This is a genomic window from Psychromonas sp. B3M02 (assembly GCF_003318165.1).
In the GTDB taxonomy this organism is placed as follows: Bacteria; Pseudomonadota; Gammaproteobacteria; order Enterobacterales; family Psychromonadaceae; genus Psychromonas.
On the sequence record NZ_QOCB01000009.1, the window covers coordinates 37801 to 60946 of the forward strand.

General features: G+C 37.9%; 23 protein-coding genes. 16 read left to right on the forward strand and 7 right to left on the reverse strand.

Annotation, left to right across the window (positions count from 1 at the left end):
- The first annotated feature begins 26 nt into the window (after positions 1–26).
- Positions 27–1112: a 23S rRNA (cytidine(2498)-2'-O)-methyltransferase RlmM gene (gene rlmM / locus DS885_RS00855; protein ID WP_113817513.1), complete on the forward strand. Its 1086-nt coding sequence runs from the start codon at positions 27–29 to the stop codon at positions 1110–1112.
- Between the two features lie 85 nt (positions 1113–1197).
- On the opposite strand, the gene DS885_RS00860 is transcribed toward rlmM, so the two are convergent.
- A complete protein-coding gene (locus tag DS885_RS00860) occupies positions 1198–2112 on the reverse strand; it encodes a VanZ family protein (RefSeq protein ID WP_181817669.1) in 915 nt (304 codons plus the stop codon).
- Positions 2113–2387: 275 nt separating this feature from the next.
- Positions 2388–3602 carry a pyridoxal phosphate-dependent aminotransferase gene (locus DS885_RS00865; protein ID WP_113817515.1) on the reverse strand — a complete coding sequence of 405 codons (1215 nt, stop codon included), beginning with the start codon at positions 3600–3602 and terminating at the stop codon, positions 2388–2390.
- Between the two features lie 195 nt (positions 3603–3797).
- On the opposite strand from DS885_RS00865, the gene DS885_RS00870 reads away from it, so the two are divergent.
- The 5 genes from DS885_RS00870 (at position 3798) to DS885_RS00890 (ending at position 9682) form a co-directional block, all read left to right on the forward strand.
- Positions 3798–4712, forward strand: a complete 915-nt coding sequence (locus tag DS885_RS00870) for a LysR family transcriptional regulator (protein ID WP_113817516.1) — start codon at positions 3798–3800, stop codon at positions 4710–4712.
- 73 nt (positions 4713–4785) lie between these two features.
- Positions 4786–6033: a molybdopterin molybdotransferase MoeA gene (gene moeA / locus DS885_RS00875; protein ID WP_113817517.1), complete on the forward strand. Its 1248-nt coding sequence runs from the start codon at positions 4786–4788 to the stop codon at positions 6031–6033.
- An 89-nt stretch (positions 6034–6122) separates the two neighbouring features.
- Positions 6123–7175, forward strand: a complete 1053-nt coding sequence (gene aroG, locus DS885_RS00880) for a 3-deoxy-7-phosphoheptulonate synthase AroG (protein WP_113817538.1) — start codon at positions 6123–6125, stop codon at positions 7173–7175.
- A gap of 94 nt (positions 7176–7269) precedes the next feature.
- On the forward strand, positions 7270–8670 hold the full coding sequence (locus tag DS885_RS00885) for a cobyric acid synthase (protein WP_258546808.1): 1401 nt from the start codon (positions 7270–7272) through the stop codon (positions 8668–8670).
- Between the two features lie 43 nt (positions 8671–8713).
- On the forward strand, positions 8714–9682 hold the full coding sequence (locus DS885_RS00890; RefSeq protein WP_113817519.1) for a Solitary outer membrane autotransporter beta-barrel domain: 969 nt from the start codon (positions 8714–8716) through the stop codon (positions 9680–9682).
- A gap of 29 nt (positions 9683–9711) precedes the next feature.
- Here the strand turns inward: DS885_RS00890 and pdxH are convergent, their stop codons facing one another.
- Complete coding sequence (gene pdxH / locus DS885_RS00895; protein WP_113817520.1) at positions 9712–10365, reverse strand: pyridoxamine 5'-phosphate oxidase; 654 nt, start codon at positions 10363–10365, stop codon at positions 9712–9714.
- Positions 10366–10458: 93 nt separating this feature from the next.
- Between pdxH and DS885_RS00900 the strand changes: the two genes are divergently transcribed.
- The 4 genes from DS885_RS00900 to DS885_RS00915 all read left to right on the forward strand — a co-directional run bounded on the left by DS885_RS00900 (position 10459) and on the right by DS885_RS00915 (position 12321).
- A complete protein-coding gene (locus tag DS885_RS00900; protein WP_113817521.1) occupies positions 10459–11025 on the forward strand; it encodes an elongation factor P hydroxylase in 567 nt (188 codons plus the stop codon).
- Positions 11026–11049: 24 nt separating this feature from the next.
- Positions 11050–11520 (forward strand): low molecular weight protein-tyrosine-phosphatase, encoded by a 471-nt coding sequence (locus DS885_RS00905; protein ID WP_113817522.1) that lies wholly within the window; start codon positions 11050–11052, stop codon positions 11518–11520.
- Positions 11510–11914 (forward strand): acyl-CoA thioesterase, encoded by a 405-nt coding sequence (locus DS885_RS00910; RefSeq protein WP_113817523.1) that lies wholly within the window; start codon positions 11510–11512, stop codon positions 11912–11914. The genes DS885_RS00905 and DS885_RS00910 overlap by 11 nt, the downstream gene beginning before the upstream one ends.
- A gap of 113 nt (positions 11915–12027) precedes the next feature.
- On the forward strand, positions 12028–12321 hold the full coding sequence (locus tag DS885_RS00915; RefSeq protein ID WP_113817524.1) for a PilZ domain-containing protein: 294 nt from the start codon (positions 12028–12030) through the stop codon (positions 12319–12321).
- A gap of 41 nt (positions 12322–12362) precedes the next feature.
- Here the strand turns inward: DS885_RS00915 and DS885_RS00920 are convergent, their stop codons facing one another.
- Together DS885_RS00920 and DS885_RS00925 are read right to left on the reverse strand one after the other, a co-directional pair.
- Positions 12363–13115, reverse strand: a complete 753-nt coding sequence (locus DS885_RS00920) for a 4'-phosphopantetheinyl transferase family protein (protein WP_113817525.1) — start codon at positions 13113–13115, stop codon at positions 12363–12365.
- 105 nt (positions 13116–13220) lie between these two features.
- On the reverse strand, positions 13221–13523 hold the full coding sequence (locus tag DS885_RS00925; RefSeq protein ID WP_113817526.1) for a DUF496 family protein: 303 nt from the start codon (positions 13521–13523) through the stop codon (positions 13221–13223).
- Positions 13524–13802: 279 nt separating this feature from the next.
- On the opposite strand from DS885_RS00925, the gene DS885_RS00930 reads away from it, so the two are divergent.
- Positions 13803–15182 (forward strand): PhoH family protein, encoded by a 1380-nt coding sequence (locus tag DS885_RS00930; protein WP_113817527.1) that lies wholly within the window; start codon positions 13803–13805, stop codon positions 15180–15182.
- A 77-nt stretch (positions 15183–15259) separates the two neighbouring features.
- Here the strand turns inward: DS885_RS00930 and DS885_RS00935 are convergent, their stop codons facing one another.
- Positions 15260–15865: an RNA methyltransferase gene (locus tag DS885_RS00935; RefSeq protein ID WP_113817528.1), complete on the reverse strand. Its 606-nt coding sequence runs from the start codon at positions 15863–15865 to the stop codon at positions 15260–15262.
- Positions 15866–15982: 117 nt separating this feature from the next.
- A complete protein-coding gene (locus DS885_RS00940) occupies positions 15983–16342 on the reverse strand; it encodes a DUF2750 domain-containing protein (RefSeq protein WP_113817529.1) in 360 nt (119 codons plus the stop codon).
- Positions 16343–16570: 228 nt separating this feature from the next.
- Here DS885_RS00940 and DS885_RS00945 point away from each other — a divergent pair, with 228 nt between their 5' ends.
- From DS885_RS00945 to cysC, 5 genes are all read left to right on the forward strand, one after another.
- The gene (locus DS885_RS00945) at positions 16571–17701 is read left to right on the forward strand and encodes a site-2 protease family protein (RefSeq protein ID WP_113817530.1); all 1131 of its coding nucleotides are present in this window, start codon (positions 16571–16573) and stop codon (positions 17699–17701) included.
- 397 nt (positions 17702–18098) lie between these two features.
- Positions 18099–19007, forward strand: a complete 909-nt coding sequence (cysD, locus tag DS885_RS00950) for a sulfate adenylyltransferase subunit CysD (RefSeq protein ID WP_113817531.1) — start codon at positions 18099–18101, stop codon at positions 19005–19007.
- A 46-nt stretch (positions 19008–19053) separates the two neighbouring features.
- Positions 19054–20463, forward strand: a complete 1410-nt coding sequence (cysN, locus tag DS885_RS00955; protein ID WP_113817532.1) for a sulfate adenylyltransferase subunit CysN — start codon at positions 19054–19056, stop codon at positions 20461–20463.
- Positions 20464–20527: 64 nt separating this feature from the next.
- Entirely contained in the window at positions 20528–22264 is a 1737-nt protein-coding gene (locus DS885_RS00960) for an SLC13 family permease (RefSeq protein WP_113817533.1), read from the forward strand.
- Positions 22265–22341: 77 nt separating this feature from the next.
- Positions 22342–22974: an adenylyl-sulfate kinase gene (gene cysC, locus DS885_RS00965; RefSeq protein WP_113817534.1), complete on the forward strand. Its 633-nt coding sequence runs from the start codon at positions 22342–22344 to the stop codon at positions 22972–22974.
- The last annotated feature ends 172 nt before the right edge of the window (positions 22975–23146 follow it).

The following is a 23146-nucleotide window of genomic DNA, read 5'->3' on the forward strand; positions in this document are numbered from 1 at the left end:
ACTGAACACAGTAAATTGAGGTTTGTATGTTAGGTATTCTGTTATATTGTCGTCCAGGTTTTGAAAATGATTGTGCTAATGAAATTCAAGCTAAAGCCAATGAATTAGAAGTCTTTGGGTATATCAAAACGCTAAAAAATAGTGGGTTTGTATTATATCATTGTTATGATCCTGCACAGGTTGAAGCATTAGCAGAGCAAATTAATTTCGCACAATTAATTTTTGCTCGTCAAATGATTGTTGCTGTTGCCATGCTTGAAGATTTACCGGCAGAAGATAGAATCTCTCCTATTTTAGAAGTAACTCGTAATCTGCCAATGGCCGGTGATGTGTTTGTAGAGTGTCCGGAAGGGGATGAAACTAAACCATTACTGACTTTTTGTCGTAAATTCACCGTACCATTCAGACAAGCACTGAAAAAACACAATAATTTAACCAACAAAGAAAACCCTAAACGACGTCGTACACACGTCTGCTTTATGGATTATGAAACGGCCTATGTGGGTTATTCACTGCCTAATAACCGTAGTGAGCAACATATGGGGATCACACGTTTACGTTTTCCTAATGAAGCACCGAGTCGTTCTACGTTAAAACTCGATGAAGCATTTCAAACGTTTTTAACCAAGGAAGAGCAAGAGGCGAGAGCACATTCAGGTTTACGTGCAGTGGATCTAGGTGCTTGTCCAGGTGGTTGGACTTACCAATTAGTAAGACGTGGTATGTTTGTTAGTTGTGTAGATAATGGTGCAATGGCTGAAAGTCTAATGGAAACAGGGCAAATCACTCATTACATGGAAGATGGTTTTAAATTTGAACCTGAGCGTAAAAACATTCATTGGTTAGTTTGTGACATGATTGAAAAACCAAAACGGGTTGCAAAGTTGATGGCTAAATGGTTAATTGAAGGGTGGTGTAAAGAGACTATTTTTAATCTTAAATTACCCATGAAACAACGTTATCAAGAAGCCACCGAGGATCTTAAAATCTTAACGGATATGATTGAAGAAGCCGGGTTCAATTACGAGCTTCAAGCAAAGCACCTCTATCATGACCGAGAAGAGATCACAGTACATGTTCGTTTAACGGATAAAATTTACGGCCCCATCTAAACTGTTTTATCTGGCAAGACTAATAAAGATATTTTCTTTATTAGTCTAATAACCCACTACTATTAGTAGTGCTGTAGTACATATACTACTGCAAATATAATGACGCTAAATATAAGTATGTGGGCGTCTTCAATTTATACATATAAAAATCTACTCCTGCCATATTTTCTAAATCCATTTCCCTTAATGCGACCCCTTGTTTTACCTCATCTAATGGCAGATCAATATGGTTGTAACCTGGTTTTATTTGCAAAATTTTATCAAATCGGTCTTGTGCATTAGGTTTACCTTTATTGTAGTGTTTATCAGTCATGATTAAAGTAACAGGCAAAGCTTGCTTATAAGGGTTATATAAATCAAAGCTAAGTTGACTGAACTGCTGCCAATCTCTTTTAAAATAACGAAGTGCTACACCGCTGTATTGACGTTTTACAAAGGTAATTTTCATCATATTGGTTGTTGCTTCAGGCAGCTCTTGTGGTGTTATTAAGGTTAACTTTTGATCTGCTTTCCAACGTGTTAAGGCAACCTCATTATCAAAAGAGGCAAGGTTAGGGTATTCGAGTTGCATTTTAACTTCATCATATGCAGTTGTAATTGAAGGTAATAAAAAGTATCCCAATACAATAAAATAACCTGTTTTGACAATCCAATGCACTGAGTGACGAGTGAACAGAATTAAGCTCAATAAGACGCCAATATAATTCATGAAAAGATCATCAAGCTGTCGAGAACGACCAAAGAGAGGCTGTATCAGTTCAATGGTCACTCCCAGCCCGAAACAGAATAATGTTAATAAATACCATTGTTTGATAAGTGAGGAGTTTCTAATATTAGGTTGGTAAAGGATTAATAGTGCCGCCCAGAAAGCAAAAACAGTGACATGTCCAATGGGCCATAAAACATATATAACTCTTTCGGAAATTAAGTCGCCTACATCAACAAACAGCAAGGATATAAAACACAATGAAATGACTAATAGAAGCGTTTTCTTGAGCATGAAAGTTCTCATTTAAAATGGTAATCAGGCCCTTTGAATGGCCATTATACAAATAACCGTTATTTTTACTTTATAAAATAGAGATAAATTATTTAATCTAATTATTTTTGCATTTTATAGTAATTAGGTCGATAAGCGACCAATAATTTACATGAAGTATTTTAGATAAGGTTCGAGATAAGGAAGTCAGTTTGTGAGTAAAGTGACGATAAAAGAAACAGCGCAGTGTTGAGCGACAAAACTGTTGCAAACACTGCGAAGTTAACCGATTAAACTTATTGACTATAACCGTCTAAGAAATTGGCTATTTTATTGATCGCCGTCTTCATCTCATCAACACGAGGTAAACACACAATCCGGAAGTGATCAGGTTTATGCCAATTAAAGCCTGTACCTTGTACAATTAGAATCTTTTCTTCAGTCAATAAGTCCATTGCAAAACGTTGATCATCTTTAATGTTAAAACGTTTTTGGTCTAGTTTAGGGAATAGATATAACGCACCTTGGGGTTTGTTACAGCTAACACCAGGGATATCGTTTAATAGTTTCCATGCCGTTTGTGTTTGGTCATATAAACGTCCGCCGGGTACGGTTAACTCGTTAATACTTTGGTAACCGCCTAATGAAGTTTGAATCGCATGTTGCATTGGTACATTGGCACATAAACGCATACTGGCGAGTATCTCAATGCCTGATATGTAATCTCTGGCTTGTTTTTTAGCGCCACTGATCATCATCCAACCGACTCGGAAACCACATACTCGATAGGCTTTTGAAAGACCGTCAAATGTGACGATTAAAATATCATCAGCCAAGGTCGCTAGTGGAATATGTACCGCATCATCGTAAACAATTTTTGAATAGATCTCGTCGGAGAACACAATTAAGTTATGTTGGCGTGCTAACTCGACGATTTGCTCTAACAACTCTTTACTATATACGGCACCAGTAGGGTTATTTGGGTTAATTAACACAATACCCTTAGTACGAGAGGTGATTTTTGATTTGATATCGTCAATGTCAGGGAACCAGTTAGATTCCTCATCACAAACATAGTGTACGGCTTTACCACCAGAAAGGTTGGCTGCCGCTGTCCACAACGGGTAATCTGGCGCTGGTACTAATATCTCATCGCCATTATTTAATAAGCTTTGCATCGCCATCACAATCAACTCGCTTACCCCATTACCGATGTAAATATCATCAGTATCTAGCGATAATAAGCCTTTGGCTTGATAATGTTGCATGACCGCTTTACGTGCTGAGAATAGACCTTTACTGTCACAATAACCTTGGCTTTTTGGCAGGTTCTTGATCACGTCCATTAATACTTCTTCTGGGGCTTCAAATCCAAATGTGGCGGGATTACCTATGTTCAATTTAAGAATACGTTGGCCTTCATCTTCCAGCTTATTTGCTTGTTTTAGTACTGGACCACGAATGTCATAACAGACATTATCTAATTTGTTTGAACGAACAATTGAATACATTTAAACCCCTTAACCCCTAATATTTTATGCTTAACACAGCGTGTTAAAGTAACCTATCTGGTTAAGTTAGTGAAGGTGAATTACTGAAAATCATCATGTTATTGTTTATTAATGAGCTAAATTCAATTATTTCATATTAAGTATGAATAAAATTAACTTTTATGGAATAATCAATATTCACTTGTAAGGTTAATCATGATTGAATTTAAACACTTAAAAACATTATCCACCTTAAATAAAGCGGGTAGCCTAGTGGAAGCTGCTAAACAATTACATTTAACGCAATCTGCACTTTCTCATCAATTAAAAGAGTTAGAGCAACGTTTAGATTGCTCTTTGTTTATTCGTAAATCACGACCAATCCGTTTTACCATTGCCGGTTTACGGATATTAGAACTTGCCGATCAAGTTTTACCGCAGATCCAACAGGCTGAGCGTGACTTATCACGTTTTTCATCAGGTGACGCAGGGCGTTTACATATGGCTATTGAATGTCACTCTTGTTTTCAATGGTTGATGCCTGCCATTGATGCTTTTCGTGATAGTTGGCCAGAGGTGGAGTTAGATTTTTCTAGTGGTTTTAGCTTTTTACCATTACCTGCTCTTAAGCGTGGTAATTTGGATCTGGTGGTGACATCGGATCCGAAAGTGATTGAAGGTATTAGTTATATCCCACTGTTTAGTTATCAATCTATGTTGGCGTTGAGTCGTCATCACCCCTTAGCGAATAAAACCTTTATTGATGCAGAAGATCTAAAAGAACAAACATTGATTACTTATCCAGTTGAAAAAGAGCGCTTAGATATCTTTAATGGCTTTTTAATGCCAGAGGAAGTTAATCCTGCAAAAATACGTCAAGTGGAAATGACCATGATGATGTTGCAATTAGTGGCCAGTGGGCGAGGTGTAGCTGCGTTACCTAATTGGGCGTTATTCGAATATCTGCAAAAGGATTATGTAGTGGCTCGTCGTCTTGGTAAAGAGGGGGTATGGAAAACCTTATATGCCGCGGTACGTGAAGAGCAGAAGAGTTTAGCCTTCATCGAAGATTTTATCAATACTGCAGTTGAAAGCTGTTTCAGTAATTTAAAAGGGATTAAGTCTGCTTAATTTTACTAGTACCGTGATAACAAACGACATGCGTTAAGTAAATATTTAAACACTAATTAATAGAGAAAATAATATGAGTAGTTGTGATGTACCAGGCTTAATGCCTTTAGCTGATGCGATTAATAAAATGCAAGATACACTCTGTAATGTGTGTGAGGCGATCACCTTACCTCTATCTTCGGCGTTAGGTTATACCCTAAATCAGGATATTATTTCGCAACAAAATGTACCGCCTTTTAATAACTCTGCAATGGATGGTTACGCATTGCATTGTGATGACTTAATTGATTGTTCTGTCATGCATCCCATCTCTCTCATTGAAGTAGGTAAGTCATTTGCTGGCGCTCCCTTTGAAGGAAGCATTCAACGAGGACAATGTATTCGCATTATGACCGGAGCAATGATACCGGATGCGTTAAACTGTGTGGTGATGCAAGAACAAGTAACCGTTGATGGCGAGACTATCACCTTTGTGAATGCACCTAAGTTACATAACAATCTACGTTTTACTGGTGAAGATATAAGCGTAGGGCAAACGGTGTTATCAAAAGGCCATAAATTGACACCTCGTGATATTCCTTTATTAGCCTCTTTAGGTTTTTCTGAATTACCTGTCTATCGTCAATTAAAAGTAGCGGTTATGTCATCGGGTGATGAGTTAAGACCGTTAGGTTCTAAGTTAGAACAAGGTGAGATTTACGATAGCAATAGATATAGTATTATAGGACTTCTATCCCGTATAAATGTCGAAGTGATTGATTTTGGCATTATTAAAGATGACTATAGTGAAATTAAAGCTGCATTAATCAAGGCTGATCAACAGGCCGATGTTGTGATCACAAGTGGCGGAGTTTCCGTTGGAGACGCGGATTTCATTAAACAAGTGCTTAATGAGATAGGTGAAATTGGGTTCTGGAAACTAGCAATTAAACCAGGAAAACCTTTTGCTTTTGGCAAGCTTCAAAACAGTGTGTTTTTTGGGTTGCCAGGAAATCCGGTTTCCGCTATCGTGACACTATATCAATTAGCAGTGCCAGCAATGGCTAAAATGAGTGGAGAGGCGGTAAAAGCACCACTACGCTTAAATGCAGTATGTATTGATACATTACGTAAAGCACCCGGAAGAACAGATTTTCAACGTGGTAACTACTCAGTGAATGAACAGGGGCAGTTAATTGTAACAACCACAGGAAATCAAGGCTCTGGCGTGTTTAGCTCAATGAGTCAGTCAAATTGCTTTATTGTCCTGGAACAAGACAGAGGCAATATTGCAAAAGGTGAGACGGTAGAGATTGAACCGTATAGCCAATTAATGGATTAATGGGTAAGCAAGATCGCTTAAACAGAATATTTAAAATAAACAATAAAACTACAAGTTAACTAATAGGCACAACGGTGTGCTCAGGACATATTATGATTAAAACAGATGATTTGAAAATAACAGCGATTAAAGAACTATTACCCCCTATTGCTTTACTAGAAAAATTTCCAGCAACAGATGCAGTAAGCCAAACAGTTGCTGATTCGCGTAACGCTATTAGCAATATTTTAAGTGACAAAGATGACCGTGTATTAGTGATTATCGGTCCTTGTTCAATTCACGATACAGAAGCTGCACTTGTATACGCTGATAAGCTAGTTGCACTGCGTGAAAAATATAAAGATACATTAGAAGTTGTTATGCGTGTTTACTTTGAAAAGCCACGTACAACAGTGGGTTGGAAAGGTTTAATTAATGACCCTGAGTTAAACGGTACGTTCAACATCAATAAAGGTCTACGTACAGCTCGTAAACTTTTATTAGACATTAACTCAAAAGGTTTACCTGCAGCGACTGAGTTCCTAGATATGATCACACCGCAATACATTGCTGACCTTATGTCTTGGGGGGCAATCGGTGCACGTACGACTGAATCACAAGTTCACCGTGAACTAGCTTCTGGTCTATCTTGCCCAGTTGGTTTCAAAAATGGTACAGACGGTACGATTAAAGTAGCGGTAGATGCGATTGGTGCTGCTAATGCTTCTCACCACTTCTTATCTGTGAACAAATTTGGTCATAGTGCGATAGTAGAAACAGCGGGTAACCCTGATTGTCATATCATTCTACGTGGTGGTAAAGAGCCTAACTACAGTGCAAAACATGTTGCTGCTATCAAAACTGATCTTAAAAAATCAGGTTTAGCTGAAACATTAATGATCGACTTCAGCCATGCAAACTCTGAGAAGAAATTCGAAAACCAAATGAAAGTACTTGATGACGTATGTGGTCAAATTGCTGGTGGTGATAAAGCAATCTCAGGTGTCATGGTTGAAAGCCACTTAGTAGAAGGTCGCCAAGACCTATGCGAAGGTGTTGCACCAACTTACGGTCAAAGTATTACTGATGCTTGTATCGGTTGGGATGCAACAGAAACACTACTTGCACAACTATCTGACGCAGTGACATCACGTCGCGGTTAAGATTAACGATTTGTTAATTGTATAAAAGCACTGTGAAAACGGTGCTTTTTTTTGCCTGTTTAATATGCTGCAGATGTGGATTAAGTAAAAAATAATGACAGTAAAGAAAAAGCCGATAATGGTATTAGGTTGTACAAGTGATGCAGGAAAGTCACTGATTGTGACTGCAATTTGTCGCCTATTAGCAAATCGTGGTGTGAAGGTTGCTCCTTTTAAAGCACAAAACATGAGTAATAATGCGGCAATCACTGAAGATGGCTCTGAAATTGGTCGTGCGCAATATCTACAAGCGATCGCAGCAAAAACCACACCGTCAGTATTGATGAATCCGGTATTATTAAAACCCTGTGCTGAAACTTTTAGTCAGGTCATTATTAACGGTAAAGTTGATACCGCTATCTCCAATATGCCGTGGATGGCCAGAAAAAAGCTGATCTGGCCTAAAGTGGTGAGTGCATTAACTGATATTCAAGCAGAATATGAGCAAATTGTGATTGAAGGAGCTGGCAGTCCTGCTGAGATCAATCTACGCGAAGGGGACATAGTTAATATGAGTGTTGCCTTAGCGTGTCAAGCCGATGTGTATTTAGTGTCAGACATCGATAGAGGTGGTTCATTTGCTCATCTCCTTGGAACTTGGGCTTGTCTTGCTGAAGAAGAACAAAAACTCATTAAAGGCTTTGTATTAAATAAGTTTCGCGGAGACCCAAGTTTATTAGGCAATGCAATGGACTGGTTAGAGGAAAAAACAGGTATTCCTACTGTCGCTAACTTACCCTATCATCGTCATCATTTACCGGAAGAAGATAGCTTTAGACTTGGTACAACATGGCAACATGGTGCTATCAACGTTGCACTTATCTATTATCCCTATGCTTCTAATATGGATGAGTTCGATGCGTTAACTTACCAAGATGATATCAATCTGGTGCCAGTGCAAACTGCTCAAGATTTATCAGTATTTGATGCAATTATTTTACCCGGGAGTAAAAACAGCGGCAAAAGCTTAGCGCACTTACAAGCCGTGGGGTTAGACCAAGAGATTAAAAAATTTAGTCAAACAGGTAAGTTAGTATTAGGCATTTGTGGTGGTTTACAAATTTTAGGTTCTCAGATTAACGACCCATTAGCATTGGAAGATGGTGATAAACAGGGCTTAGGTATTATTAATCTCAGCACCACATTGGCGCACAATAAAGCAACAAAACAAAGAAAAATTAGCTGGTTAGGTCAAACAATAGACGCTTATGAAATTCATCATGGCGAAAGTGTGTTATTAAATGATAGTGTTGAGCCGTTTATCGATCCTGATATCGGTTGGCAACTAGATAATATCTATACCTCATACCTACATGGCTTATTTGATAATGCCGTTTTTTATAACTGGTTTATGGAGAAACTGGGCGGTGCACAAAATGGTATCAGTTGGAAATCACATATTGATAAAGAATTGGACAAACTAGCTGATATGTTTGAAAAGCACGGCTGGTTATAGGGATATTTTTGTTCATTTACACGTTTTAAAATAGGAGGGATACTTGTTTCAATATCGTAAGCGTTTTTCAATTTACTGCTTTTTATTAAGTTCATTTTTCGGTGTTCCCATATGCGCTGCAGAAAGCGCACTTGACTCTATTGAAGAGTCTTTTGCTATATCTACACTGATGTCAGACAGTGAAGCATTGACCTTTGGTTTTACCAATTTTGATATAGAGTCTGAGGATCCTGGTTTTGGTGATGAAGATTCATCAAATTATAAAAATAGTTTAAATGTATTTGTTATCCCTTACACCTGGGATCTAGAGCCTAAAAGTGATGCCTGGGATCATGCCATCACAGTGCGTGCTTTTTACATTAATACGGAAAGTGACAGTGAGATTTATTCTGGAGTTGATGATACAGCTAAACAGGAGACTATGGGTATTTATGGTAACTACTCACAATTTTATCATGTCACTGATAATTGGTATGTTACTTCTGCATTAGGTTTTCACCTTACTTATTACAGCAATGAATATGATTATGGCGATGGCTTTCCTGAAGATGCTATCGATGAGTTAGACGGTGATACCTTAAATATCAGTGCATGGGCGCTGATAACTGAACCAGAAGTGGGCATCGGCTACGAGCGAGAAGAGAAGTGGGGGACCTGGCGCGCACATAATAAAACCAATTATATTTACGGACAAAGTTTTGCTGGCACCATCAATGACAAATACAGTGTTAACCCAGAAGGTTGGCGTGTGACAAATGGTGTGGAATTTACCGTTGGCGTACCGGAACTGTGGGGCGTGAATGACTTTTTAACCATAGATTTCAAAAGAATTGATCTCTTTGGTGACTTAGAAGCGATGGCTGACGATGGTTATTACTATGAAACCAGTGTTGGCTGGGTGATTGATACTAATAATAAAATTCCATTTTTAGATAATATTGGGATTGGTGTATCAGTTAACTATGGTAGTTCAATCAGTGGTGCAACCGTCGTACTTTATTGGAATGAATAAAGTACGACACAAAATACGACTTAAGAATATTATGGGTTGAGTCTATTGATAACCCATTCTTGTCCTGATTTAGTGTAAGTAAAGCGGTCGTGTAAACGATCGGCTTTACCTTGCCAAAACTCAATTTTTTCTGGGATCACACGGTAGCCACCCCAAAAATCAGGTAAAGGGACAGTTTGACCTGAAAATTTATCTTCGTAATATTTCACACTATCAACCAGTGTTTGTCTTTCATCTAATACTTGGCTTTGTTTTGAAGCCCAAGCACCAATTTGGCTGCCTCGACCACGAGAATGGAAATAAGCTTCGGACTCAGCATGACTTACACGCTCAATTCGCCCTTCAATTCGTACCTGACGTTGCAGTATATTCCAATGAAACAACAAGGCTGCAAAGGGATTGGCGTCTAACTCTCCGGCTTTACGACTGCCGTAGTTAGTAAAGAATACAAAACCTTGTTGATCGACTTCTTTTAATAACACCATTCGAGAAGAAGGGCGACCTTGTGGGCTACAAGTCGATACAGACATAGACTCTGGTAACACAACCCCAGTTGATTCCGCTTCTTTTAACCAATCGTTAAAGAATTGAATTGGGTCGTTTGTTGTGGTTAATGCTTTATTTTCGATCAATACACCTTGCCCTAAGGTGAATGCACAACGAAGTTTGCTCAGTAATGACATGGTTTATCTTTATTAGTTAGATTGAACATAAAGGGAAGTGTATAATTTGTATTTACCCTTGTCGATCATATTGTTTTATGAGATTTTTATTGTATGTTCCAACCGTCAAAAATCGAGTTTGTTAGCCAAGATTTAATTCAGATATTTAATCAGCAGTTTTTTCAACAATATAATACTAAGCTGGTGTTAGGTGATGACGAACCCATCTATTTACCTGCTAATGATGGATGTTCATATCATCAAATTGTTTTTGCCCATGGTTATTTCTCTAGTGCTTTGCATGAAATATCGCATTGGTTAGTGGCCGGTGAGCAACGACGTTTACAAGTTGATTATGGCTATTGGTATGAGCCTGATGATCGAGACCAAGCACGACAAGCTGAGTTTGAAAAAGTAGAAGTGTTGCCGCAAGCTATAGAATGGATATTAACGGTGAGTTGTGGTGCGGACTTCGATGTAAGTAGTGATAATTTAAGTGGCATTGTTATTAATCGCTTAGCCTTTAAACAAAAAGTCTATCAAAAAGTATTATGGTTATTAGAGAAAGGTGTATGTGAACGAACACAAACCTTGATAGACGCATTGCAAAAAGCCTATCAAACCCCTAATTTACAACCTGAAAACTTTGCTTATAAAGGTATGTATCAACTCGTTGAATAATCATTTAATAAAGTGAGAAAGCAGATGAAAAAAGTACTGATTGTTTGTTTAGGTAATATTTGCAGGTCGCCAACCGCAGAGGCTGTGCTAAGGGCTAAAGCTCAGCAAAAAGGAGTGGCGTTAGATATCGATTCTGCAGGCACTATTAACTATCATCAAGGCAATAATCCAGATGCCAGAGCCGTCGCAGCGGGTGAAAAGCGCGGATATTCATTTTCAGGTATTAACTCACGGGGAGTCACTACACAGGATTTTTCTGATTTTGATTATATCCTAGCAGCGGATCAAGAGAATAAGCAAGATTTACTAGAGCGATGCCCAGTACAACACCAACATAAAATCGCGTTATTTTTAGCATTCGCAGGCCTAGGTGAGCAAGTGATCCCTGATCCTTATTATGGGGGAGAGAAGGGCTTTGAATTAGTGTTGGATTTATTAGAAGAAGCCAGCGACAACATATTAGATAACATAGGTTCGAATGTAGATGGAAAATAAGATTTATCACCACCCAGTGCAAATATATTATGAAGACACGGATCATTCTGGCGTGGTATATCACCCTAACTTTTTAAAGTATTTTGAACGGGCTCGAGAACATGTTATTGGCAGCCAACGTTTAGATCAGTTGTGGAAAGAGCAAGGTTTAGGTTTTGCTGTGTATAAAGCAAATATGACCTTTCAAGATGGAGTAGAGTTTGCTGAAATATGTGATATCCGCACTAGCTTTGTTATTGATGGCAAGTATAAGACACTATGGCGTCAAGAAGTGTGGCGACCTAATGCAAAACGAGCGGCTGTGATTGGTGATATTGAAATGGTGTGTTTAGATAAAAATAAACAATTACAGCCCATGCCGGAATCGATTATTCAGTTGTTATCTAAGCCATGAACATTTATCTATTGCTTTGATGACAGACTCAGTTTTCACCTAAATAGCTGAGTGATACTTGCAAAATAAGACGTTATAAGTCATTTTAAGAAAAAATTAGAAGAGGGAATCTTATGTACTTTGCGCAAAATGATAAACGTTCATTTCATCGGATGGAGATAAATCTCCCCATTGAGATTGTAAAAGATGGAGTATCTTATCCTGGCACCTGTAATGATTTAAGTAGTACCGGGATGCGTATTACATTTAATGATTCAGGATTAAATACTGACCAGCAAGTTGAAATTTTATTAGAGACTACTGACAGTCGCTTTTTACCGTTACATGCCGTGGCGAAACTATTGCGTGTTAATCAAGAAGAGCAAGGTGGGTATTCGGCAGCAGTAGAGTTTATCGAACTAAAGTAGCAGATATTTCTGCTACATCTGTCTGACCATGATGACTCATCTTATTGAAATAGATGACTCGCCTCTAAGTAATTAATCTTCTGCTTACTATCACTAGCACGACATAATGAAAGTGCTTGTGAATGTAGGCTGTCATGATAACAATGCCAAGCTTGATCAGTATCTAACGGATAGTGAGCATTAAAAGCCACTTTAATATCTTGTGATGCCTGTTGTGGTTGGTCGAGTATGAAATAAAACGAATCTAGCCCTAAGCTGATACCTATCCCTGTTGCTTTTACAAAAGCTTCTTTTAATGTCCAAATTTTAAAAAATGCCTGCTTTTGTGACTCTCCTTGTTTGGCCATTAACATACTATGCTCTTGCTCGGAGAAGTAGCGTCTTGTGATTGGTTCAATGCTTACTCGTCGCTCAGGACTTTCTATATCACAGCCAATTTGATCATTAACACATACAGCAATGACCACTAGCTTATCGTTATGGCTAATGTTAAATGTTAATTTTTTTGGGTTATTAGCTAGGCTGGGTTTGCCGTGTTGATTGCGGATAAATTGATGTGCTTGAGGTGCGCAACCAATATATTGACTTAATACAAGGCGACAAAGCGCACGAGATATCAGTGCTGTTTTTTTTGCGTTGTTGTTTTTATAACTGGCTATCTTAATTTGCTCTTGCTCAGTCAGCAGCATGTTGGCTTGCTCTTGCTTGCTATCAGTAAATTGCTCAACTGAAACTGACCATAGGTCGATATGGTTGTTTTGCAATTGTGATAGGGATGAGGGAGTTGAGTTCATCGTTTTGCCTAACAGATTGAAGATCGAGGAAAATACAGTGGTTAGAAATCAAAAAAGATAGCTAAGCTATCTTTTTTGGGGCAATTATAACGAGGTAAGTTGTCGTTATTTATTTACTTCTGGACGTCTAAATGAATTGATTTGTTTATTTACTTCACGACGTTCTTTTGATAATTCAGCACCGGTAATAATGTGATCATCTACACGATCTTCATAATCCGATTGCATGTTTTTAATGATATTAACGATATCTTCATGAGTCATAGCCGGTGTAATGTACTCAAGTAAGTTGGTTAATAGGTCGACACGTTTACGGTTATCACGGATTTTTTTCTCGTTATCAATGATTTCACGTTTTAACTTGTTTTTACGACGCGTGTTTTTTACTAATTCAAGAACTGTACTCATTTATCACACCTTTTGATTGATAGTCTTACTTATTTTAAATCAACAATGAACTGCTTTGAACATTCATATAATGATTAAATTGCTGATTTGTATCATTGATTCAATTATACGCACGCTGATTATTTACGAAACACATTTTTTCAAAATTCACGCATAAATGATTGAAACTTTGACTTGACGGTTATTCTTGTAAATGTAATGGTTGTAATGAAAGTGACATAACTTATTGTTTATATAAAAATTGTAACAGCAATATTTTTTTCAATAGAGGAGTTATTCATGACAGAAGCCGAACGCAAATTCTATATCCTTGATACCAACGTTTTATTACATGAGCCATTAGCCCTATACTCCTTCCAAGAACACAATGTTGTTATTCCAATGACAGTTTTAGAAGAGTTGGACCGCATTAAAGACAGACAAAAAGATGTAAGTCGAGACGCCCGAGTCGCTATACGTGGTTTAGAAAACCTTTTTGAAGACGCCACCACTGAGCAAATATCACAGGGGGTGAAAATAGACCACAAAGGGGTGTTATTAGGTGGTAGCATTTCTATATTTGCCGATCACCATGCATCATTCCTACAAGAATCCTTTAGTGAGGATGAGCCTGATAACCGAATTATTAATACCGCACTGTACCTCCAAAAAAGCAAAGCCCCTTCAAGAGTAGTTCTCGTCACCAAAGATATCAATATGCGCCTCAAAGCAAAAGGGGCAGGTTTAAAATATGTAGAAGATTACCGTACCGATAAACTCATTGATGATGTTGACCTGTTAAGCAAAGGTTATCAGCAAGTAGCAGGAGATTTCTGGGATACCATCAAGGAGTGTGAAACCTTCAATCGTGGTGAAGATACCTATCACCAATTAAAAACCGAATTAATTACCCAACCTTTTCCTAATCAATATATTCTCGATGAAAACCACGATTTTGTTGGTAAAATTACTGACCAATTCGAAGAAGGAGTTGAACTCCTAGATATTGGCTATGATCGCATCATGGGTCAACAAGCTTGGGGAGTCACACCTAAAAATATTTATCAGGGCATGGCCATTAATGCGTTGCTTGACCCTAGTATCGATTTAGTTGTGTTAACTGGCCCGGCTGGTTGTGGTAAAACATTACTGGCAGTGGCAGCCGCACTTGAACTAGTCATTGAACAAAAACAGTACGACAAAATTATTGTGACGCGTAATACTCCAGATATTGCTGAAAACATTGGTTTCTTACCGGGCACCGAAGAAGAAAAAATGATGCCTTGGTTAGCCTCAGTCACAGATACCTTGGAAGTGCTTCATAAAAATGACAACTGCAGTACTAGCTCAGTGAATTACATTATGGATAAAGCAAATATTCAGTTTAAATCTGTTAACTTTATGCGCGGACGCAGTATTCAAAACAGTTTTGTGTTGTTGGATGAGTGTCAAAACTTAACGGCTTCTCAACTAAAAACCATTATTACACGTTGTGGTGAAGGAACTAAGATTGTCTGCTCCGGTAATCTGGCGCAAATTGATAGTAACTATCTAACACCTGTTACTTCAGGGTTAACTTATATTGTGGAAAGATTTAAGGACTTCGAAGGTAGCGCTAATATATTCTTGAATGGGGTGATAAGAAGCCGACTCGCGGAATATGCTGAAGAGCATTTATAATTATATAAGACTCTTTAATCCATGGCTTTTATCTTAGTGGATAAAAGCCACATATAATAACAATCATAGTAAGATGTTTATGATTGCTCTTTTAGAGCCGCCTCACGAAGTAATCTATTTTCTTCTTTAATTCTATTTTTTTCATACTTAAGCGCCTTCACTTTGATCTTATTGTTACGATCTCGACTCTTTTTAATTAACTCATTATCTAATTGATGTTGTTGAGACTTTGCTAATTTATCGTACATTACAACATTCACTGAAGCCGCCAGGTTCATGCAACCTATGGTTGGTACATAGACCACTGCATCAGCTTGATTGATAACTTTTTGTTTGATGGTGCCATCTTCAGGCCCAAACAAGTACATGGCATTTTCTGGATGTTCGAAATTAGGTAAAGGCGTTGCACCTTCGATTAAATCAACACAGACTAACTTCATGCCCGGCTCTAATGCGTCTAATAGATCTTCATAATGAACCAATGGCACAATTTCGTGGACTTTTTGGGTATCAGCAGCCAAGCGAACGGCACGGTTAAAACGGTCGCCTGAATAAACCACTTTTTGTGCATCGTAACAACCAGCTGCCCGCATAGCACCACCGACATTAGATGAACTTTTAGGGTTAGTTAAAGCAATAATCGTACGAGAAGGGGACGCTGATTGGTTTTTGTTTTCTGACATAATGTTTTTGTGTGATTTCTGAAGTAGTAATAAAGAGCGGGTTAAATGTGCAAGGAATATAGGTTAATTAAGCGATGTTAATTAACCTATATTACCGTGTATCACATCAAGTAATATTTATAGAGCTTCGATTTGACCAAGTGCTTCAGTAAATTCAGACAATCCAAGCTCGATATCATCTTCATCACCTACCCAGTTAAGACCAACAATCACATCGTCTTCTACTAGGTCTTCTAACCAAAATTCAAACCAATCAGCTAGTGAAATTGAAGCTGGCGCATAATCAGACCATTCTTCAATACAGTGTGTTTTTGCTAATGCTTCAGAAGACCATAAAGGCATCACTTCTGTTTCTTCGTAATTCATTGAGTCCATTACCACCCAATCACCACTTGCTTTATCTTGTAAAGCCCATAAAAGCTGACTCTCTTTGACATCGTCTTGGAATTTTTCTAATGCAGCAATATTTTGCGTCATGGTGTTCTCTCTGTTTAATAAAGGGTGGTTCAAGTATCAATGTCGTTAAATTATATGCTGCTTAATTGAACAAACTTAGTAGCTGAAAATTAACGACATTGGAAAAAAGCTAAGTATACGGGTTAAGTGAATAATTGAAAGTCAGAAATAGTGACGATTTGATGAAATCCCTAGATAGTTAGTTGTTTTTAATTCTGTCATAATTAAGTGGAATTATAAGGATAAATCATGGAATTATTACAAATACCACATTTTGGTAAAATATTAAGATTAGAGGCCTCAATGGCCGGTTGGCAGCAATTGTATTGGGGTGACCAATTAGTATCGCAAATCACCGCGAGTGAATCAGCACAGGGAAATACCACGCATCATTTTCAACTGTTTCAACAACAAACAATAAAGGCTAGTGATATACCACAGGATGATGTGATTACTGAAAAAGTCGCTATTGATTGTAAATTAGATGTTTATATTATTTGGCAGCCATTTTTAGTGTCTTATTCATTATATGTGGATGATCAACTTATCGAAGAAAGAACCAGAAACGAAAAGGATATTGAACAGCAGACGCCAATTAAAATAAACCAAGAACCTAAAAAATTAAGTTTACTTGGTTTAGGCTCACTCGCGTTAAAGTTATTTAAGAGTGCTAAAATTATTAAGGTTGTCTTAGCGGGCGCAAGTATTGCTGCTTATAGTTGGTTTTTCTCTTTTCAATTTGCCATGGCTTTGATTGCTTGTTTAGTGTTCCATGAATACGGGCATATTCGAGCCATGAAATATTTTGGTATGAAAACCAAAGGTATCTACCTGATTCCCTTTATTGGTGGTTTAGCGGTCACCGACCAAAAAATTAATACCCGCTGGCAAGATGTGGTTATCTCAATTATGGGCCCGACATTTGGTTTGATTATGTCTATTGGGTGTTTAATTGTGTACTGGTTAACGGACAGTACCTTTTTTGCTGGTTTAGCTACATTTAATGCATTGTTAAATTTATTTAATCTACTGCCTATTTTGCCTTTAGATGGTGGACACATTTTAAAAAGTATTACTTTCTCCATGAACAGCCTAGTTGGTTTATTAGCTTGTGTGGTAACAGCCTTAGCAGGGGTCCTAGTAAGTTACCAACTTGGTTTAGCTTTATTAGGGTTCTTATTATTAATTGGCAGTGTGGAAATTGTGTTGGAATGGCGAACCCGTTTTAATAGTCATTTGTTACCCTTAGACAGATACGGTCAACTGTTTTCAACTGCATGGTATTTTCTGACGGTAGGGGCGTTAATTGCCATCATCTTCTATTTTGCTAAATCAGGAGACCAGCTTTTATCTTTGCCTTTGATTATTCTAGGTAGTTAATATTGGTCGTTTTAACAGCAATCTTTAGTTAATTGAACTTATTCCCCTATTTGGGAACTAATCTTTGACTATTTTTTGCTGTTTAATTATGTCACACTAGCGCTTATACCAGCACACTAATTAACTGATTTTAATCATCATTTTATAGTTAACTTAACCCAGTTGGTATGATTGAGTAAATAAACTCTTTATACGTTGATAACTGTCTTTGATTGTCTTTAACACCTATCAATCTTAGAGTGGTTTACAATAAACTTTTCTTTTTTCAATGAATTAAACAAAGGCGCACCCTTATAACAATTTTCTATATACTATCTAATTTCGTTACTGATTTTTATTAAATAACACTGCATAATAGAGAAAATTATATATATCTTGTGACTTTGTAAGGAAACACATGAACAATAAAAGACTAACTCACCTTAAGGCACTTGAGGCTGAATCGATTCAAATAATGCGTGAAGTAGCCGCTGAGTTTGATAACCCAGTAATGTTGTATTCAATCGGTAAAGATTCGTCTGTGTTATTGCACCTTGCACGTAAAGCTTTTTACCCAGGTAAGATTCCTTTCCCGCTGTTACACGTAGATACAGATTGGAAATTCAAAGAGATGATTGAATTCCGTGACAATCTAGCGAAGAAATATGACTTTGATTTATTAGTTCATAAAAATCCTGAAGGTATTGCAATGGGCATGGGGCCATTTACCCATGGTTCTGCTAAGCACACCGATGTAATGAAGACACAAGGTCTTAAACAAGCATTAGATCATTACGGTTTTGATGCTGCATTTGGTGGCGCACGTCGTGATGAAGAGAAGTCTCGTGCAAAAGAACGTGTTTACTCTTTCCGTGACAAAAAACACCGTTGGGATCCAAAAAACCAACGTCCAGAATTATGGAACATCTACAACTCTAAAGTAGACCGTGGAGAAAGTATCCGTGTATTCCCACTTTCGAACTGGACTGAGCTTGATATCTGGCAGTACATCTACCAAGAACAAATCGATATGGTTCCTCTATATTTCTCTGCTCCTCGCCCAGTGGTTGAGCGTGATGGTTCTTTAATCATGGTTGATGATGAGCGTATGCCTTTAGAAGAGGGTGAAGTTCCACAGATGAAAAATGTACGTTTCCGTACACTAGGTTGTTACCCATTAACAGGTGCGATTGAGTCTGAAGCGAAGACATTACCTGAAATCATTCAAGAGATGTTATTAACAACTACCTCTGAGCGTCAAGGCCGTGTAATCGATAACGATTCTGCTGGTTCGATGGAAAAGAAAAAAATGGAAGGTTACTTTTAGGCCAACGCTTAAATAACCCAATCCTATAAAGAGTTAAGGAAAAAACATGACTAACGATACAAATCTAATCGCATCGGACATCGAAGAATATTTACGTGTCCATGAAAACAAAGACATGATGCGTTTTATTACCTGTGGTAGCGTAGATGACGGTAAATCAACTCTGATTGGTCGTCTATTATTTGATAGCAAAATGATTTTTGAAGATCACATGGCTGCTATTGAAAAAGATTCTAAAAAATTCAATACAACAGATGAATCATTTGACTTAGCGTTATTAGTTGATGGTCTACAATCTGAGCGTGAGCAAGGTATTACTATCGATGTTGCTTACCGTTACTTTGCAACAGAGCAACGTAAATTCATCATCGCTGATACACCAGGACATGAGCAATACACACGTAACATGGCTACTGGTGCTTCTACATGTGACCTTGCAATCATCCTTATCGATGCGCGTCACGGTGTACAAGTTCAAACACGTCGTCACTCTTATATCTGTTCTCTTCTAGGTATTAAACATGTGGTTATTGCGATCAATAAAATGGACGCAGTAGGTTACGACCAAGAAGTTTACAAAAAAATTAAAGATGATTACCGTGAGTTCGCTCAACAGCTAAACATTGCAGATATTCGTTTTGTACCTATCTCTGCACTAAAAGGCGATAACGTTGTAAACCAAAGCGAAAACATGACTTGGTATCCAGGTTCTCCGTTATTACGCCTATTGAACACAGTTCAAATCAGCAGTGATGAAAATGAACAGTTCCGTTTAGGTGTGCAATACGTTAACCGTCCAAACTTAGATTTCCGTGGTTTTGCAGGTACGATTGCATCTGGTGAAATCCGTGTGGGTGATACGATTGAAGCATTACCTTCTGGTAAACAAAGTAAAGTTAAAGAGATCGTTACATTTGACGGTAACTTAGAAGTGGCATACCAAGGTATGGCAGTAACGCTAACACTTGAAGATGAAATCGATATCAGCCGTGGTGATATGATTGTTCGTCCACATGAAAAACCACAGTCAACTAAGAACTTTGAAGCTGACGTAGTTTGGATGGATGAAAATGCATTACACGTTGACCGTGAATACATTGTTAAAGTAGGCAGTAACTCTACAGTAGGTACTGTGACTTCTGTTAACTACCAAACAGATGTAAACACTATCGAGCAAAAACCTGCTTCTAAACTAGGTCTAAACGAGATCGGTAGCTGTAATTTTGAAGTGGCTAAAGAAGTACAATTTGATGCTTACTCATCAAACCGTGCTACTGGTGCTTTCATCATTATTGACCGTTTGTCTAATGCCACAGTTGGTGCTGGTATGATTAAACAGGCCATTGAAGCTAAAGCTGCGCCAAAAACAGCTTACAGTGACTTTGAAGTTGAATTCAATGCACTAGTACGTAAGCATTTCCCACATTGGGAAGCAAAAGATATCCTGAAAGGGTAATTCTAAAAAGTGATCAGTTGTCAGTGTTATTGACTTCTGATCACGCTTCATTGATGGCGCATTCATGACATTCCAATCCTATTTTGTACTTGCCGTTTTCATCCTAACCATCATTGGTTTAATTAAATTCCAACAACGTCCAAGCCAAGTATTTGGCGTTGCATTATTAACTCTGTTTTCAACGCAAATGGTCACTACAGACCAAGTTATTCTTAGCCTGTCAAATCAAGGCTTATTAACCCTTATTATATTAATGCTGTGCTCCATAGCATTAGAAAAAACCCGATTGTTGCGCTTAGTGGCAATGAAAGTGATTCAACCTAATTACAGTGCGACTTGGTTAAGGTTGTTTGGATTAACTGTACTGTCATCGGCGTTTTTAAATAATACGGCGGTTGTTTCAACCATGCTTGGGCCAATACGAAATAACCCCAACCACTCTGCTAGTAAGTTATTAATTCCTTTATCATATGCGGCTATTTTAGGCGGCACATTAACACTCGTGGGGACATCAACCAACTTAATCGTCAACAGTTTAGTACTTGATGCAAACCTGCCATCCTTAGGCTTTTTTGATTTTACCCTAGTAGGTATCTGCGTAGTGGCAGCCTGTGGTGTAGCATTATATTTTTGTCGTTCACTATTACCTGATCGTAAAATACAAGGTGATACCGCCCAAGAGTATTTTATAGAAGCTAAGGTTAAACCTGAATCTAGTTTGGTCGGTAAAAGTATCGATGAAAATGGTTTACGTCACCTGCAATCACTATTCTTAGTGGAGATTATGCGTGGTGATTTACAGTTAACCGCGATTAACCCTAATCAAGTGATTCAAGCCAATGACAAATTAATCTTCAGTGGCGATATCTCTAAAGTAAGCCAACTTCGCCTATTTGATGGGTTATCTATCTTTGCTGAAAGCAGCGGTTTACCTTTAGGTAATCTGCGTGAAGTTGTGGTTCGCTCTGAAAGTATTTTAAATGGTAAATCATTAAAGTCTGTTGGTTTCCGCTCTTTGTTTGATGCCGCTGTGGTAGCCATTAAACGCGATGGTGAAAAGGTCTCTGGTAAAATAGGTAAGCTTAAAATTAAACCTGGCGATTTTTTAGTGTTAGCAGTCGGTGAAGACTTTAAATCACGTCGTAATATTCGTAAAAACTTTATCCTATTATCCGATGTTGAATTAGATTCACGTTTATCAGGTAAAAAAGAGTTACTAGCTATTGCTGGTTTCTTTGTTGCCATTGGCTTAGCTGCGCTTGGCGTTATTCCGTTATTTAAAGCGGTATTACTGTTACTCGGTGTTTTATTATTGAGCGGCTGTGTGACGAGTAGTGAGTTGTTAAGACGTTTTCCAACTGATATTTGGGTGATCATCTCCTCCGCTATTGTATTGTCCTATGCTCTACAAAATAGTGGTGTGATTGATAACTTTAACCAGTTGATGAGTGCCAGTACACACCTATTCAGCCCATTGTTTGCCTTGGTTGCAATATTTGCGATCACCTTATTATTAACTGAATTGGTTACCAATAATGCGGCGGCGGCTTTGATTTTTCCCATTGCCTATGGCTTAGCCTTGAGTATTGATGCTAATCCGACTGCGTTTATTATGGCGGTTGCTTTTGGGGCCAGTGCCAGCTTTATTAGCCCGTATGGTTATCAAACTAATTTAATGGTGTTTAATGCAGGTCAATACAAACTCAATGATTTTATTAAAATCGGCATCCCTGTTAGTTTGGTGTATAGCGTAACCTGCATCATAGCTATTGTTAGCGTATTTGGTTTAACAGCCGCTTAACCGTTTATTATTTATGTTTTCCAGCGTTTATTAATTAACTATAAGACTGGATATAAGCACTTTAAGAGAGAATTATTATGACAAATCCTTATATTGAAAAAGAAGTTGATGGCGAGAAATCATCAGATGTTGTTTGGCATCAAGCCAGTGTTTCTCACCAAGACCACTGTCAATTAAACGGACACAAAGCCGCTGTATTATGGTTCACTGGTTTAAGTGGTTCAGGTAAATCAACGGTAGCAAATGCCGTTGATCTCATGTTATTTCAACATCAAGCTAAAACCTACGTACTTGATGGGGATAATGTGCGCCATGGTTTAAACGGCGATTTAGGTTTCTCGGACAAAGATCGTATTGAAAATATTCGTCGTGTAGGGGAAGTTTCTAAGTTATTTGCTGATGCAGGCTTATTAGTATCAACTGCTTTTATCTCTCCTTTTGTTGCTGATCGTGAAATGGTTCGTTCACAATTACCAGAAGGGCAGTTTATCGAAGTATTTATCGATACTCCTTTAGCGGTTTGTGAATCTCGCGATCCAAAAGGTTTATACAAAAAAGCACGTGCAGGTGAGATTAAAAACTTTACAGGTATCGACAGTGCATATGAGAAACCAGTTAATCCTGAAATTCATGTACAAACTGATAAAAAGTCTATTGAAGCATGTGCGCAACAGGTTATTGATTACTTGAAAGAAAATAAATACCTATAATCGACTTTCATTAAGTATCGGGTTATACCAATCATAGTAAGTAACTGATCTATTTTACTTGTTAAAACAACTTATTTTTTCGTTGTAAGTTTCGTAAAGGGAACAACCATTTACATCAACTTACGCCTCAAACTAAACCATTTTTCCGGCGCAAAATTTACATCAGTTATTT

What these genes read in the sequence shown, in the direction of transcription:
- rlmM (WP_113817513.1), top strand. Translation starts at nt 27, where the DNA reads ATGTTAGGTATTCTGTTATATTGTCGTCCAGGTTTTGAAAATGATTGT.
- DS885_RS00860 (WP_181817669.1), bottom strand. Translation starts at nt 2,112, where the DNA reads ATGCTCAAGAAAACGCTTCTATTAGTCATTTCATTGTGTTTTATATCC.
- DS885_RS00865 (WP_113817515.1), bottom strand. Translation starts at nt 3,602, where the DNA reads ATGTATTCAATTGTTCGTTCAAACAAATTAGATAATGTCTGTTATGAC.
- DS885_RS00870 (WP_113817516.1), top strand. Translation starts at nt 3,798, where the DNA reads ATGATTGAATTTAAACACTTAAAAACATTATCCACCTTAAATAAAGCG.
- moeA (WP_113817517.1), top strand. Translation starts at nt 4,786, where the DNA reads ATGAGTAGTTGTGATGTACCAGGCTTAATGCCTTTAGCTGATGCGATT.
- DS885_RS00885 (WP_258546808.1), top strand. Translation starts at nt 7,270, where the DNA reads ATGACAGTAAAGAAAAAGCCGATAATGGTATTAGGTTGTACAAGTGAT.
- pdxH (WP_113817520.1), bottom strand. Translation starts at nt 10,365, where the DNA reads ATGTCATTACTGAGCAAACTTCGTTGTGCATTCACCTTAGGGCAAGGT.
- DS885_RS00900 (WP_113817521.1), top strand. Translation starts at nt 10,459, where the DNA reads ATGTTCCAACCGTCAAAAATCGAGTTTGTTAGCCAAGATTTAATTCAG.
- DS885_RS00905 (WP_113817522.1), top strand. Translation starts at nt 11,050, where the DNA reads ATGAAAAAAGTACTGATTGTTTGTTTAGGTAATATTTGCAGGTCGCCA.
- DS885_RS00910 (WP_113817523.1), top strand. Translation starts at nt 11,510, where the DNA reads ATGGAAAATAAGATTTATCACCACCCAGTGCAAATATATTATGAAGAC.
- DS885_RS00915 (WP_113817524.1), top strand. Translation starts at nt 12,028, where the DNA reads ATGTACTTTGCGCAAAATGATAAACGTTCATTTCATCGGATGGAGATA.
- DS885_RS00920 (WP_113817525.1), bottom strand. Translation starts at nt 13,115, where the DNA reads ATGAACTCAACTCCCTCATCCCTATCACAATTGCAAAACAACCATATC.
- DS885_RS00925 (WP_113817526.1), bottom strand. Translation starts at nt 13,523, where the DNA reads ATGAGTACAGTTCTTGAATTAGTAAAAAACACGCGTCGTAAAAACAAG.
- DS885_RS00930 (WP_113817527.1), top strand. Translation starts at nt 13,803, where the DNA reads ATGACAGAAGCCGAACGCAAATTCTATATCCTTGATACCAACGTTTTA.
- DS885_RS00935 (WP_113817528.1), bottom strand. Translation starts at nt 15,865, where the DNA reads ATGTCAGAAAACAAAAACCAATCAGCGTCCCCTTCTCGTACGATTATT.
- DS885_RS00940 (WP_113817529.1), bottom strand. Translation starts at nt 16,342, where the DNA reads ATGACGCAAAATATTGCTGCATTAGAAAAATTCCAAGACGATGTCAAA.
- DS885_RS00945 (WP_113817530.1), top strand. Translation starts at nt 16,571, where the DNA reads ATGGAATTATTACAAATACCACATTTTGGTAAAATATTAAGATTAGAG.
- cysD (WP_113817531.1), top strand. Translation starts at nt 18,099, where the DNA reads ATGAACAATAAAAGACTAACTCACCTTAAGGCACTTGAGGCTGAATCG.
- cysN (WP_113817532.1), top strand. Translation starts at nt 19,054, where the DNA reads ATGACTAACGATACAAATCTAATCGCATCGGACATCGAAGAATATTTA.
- DS885_RS00960 (WP_113817533.1), top strand. Translation starts at nt 20,528, where the DNA reads ATGACATTCCAATCCTATTTTGTACTTGCCGTTTTCATCCTAACCATC.
- cysC (WP_113817534.1), top strand. Translation starts at nt 22,342, where the DNA reads ATGACAAATCCTTATATTGAAAAAGAAGTTGATGGCGAGAAATCATCA.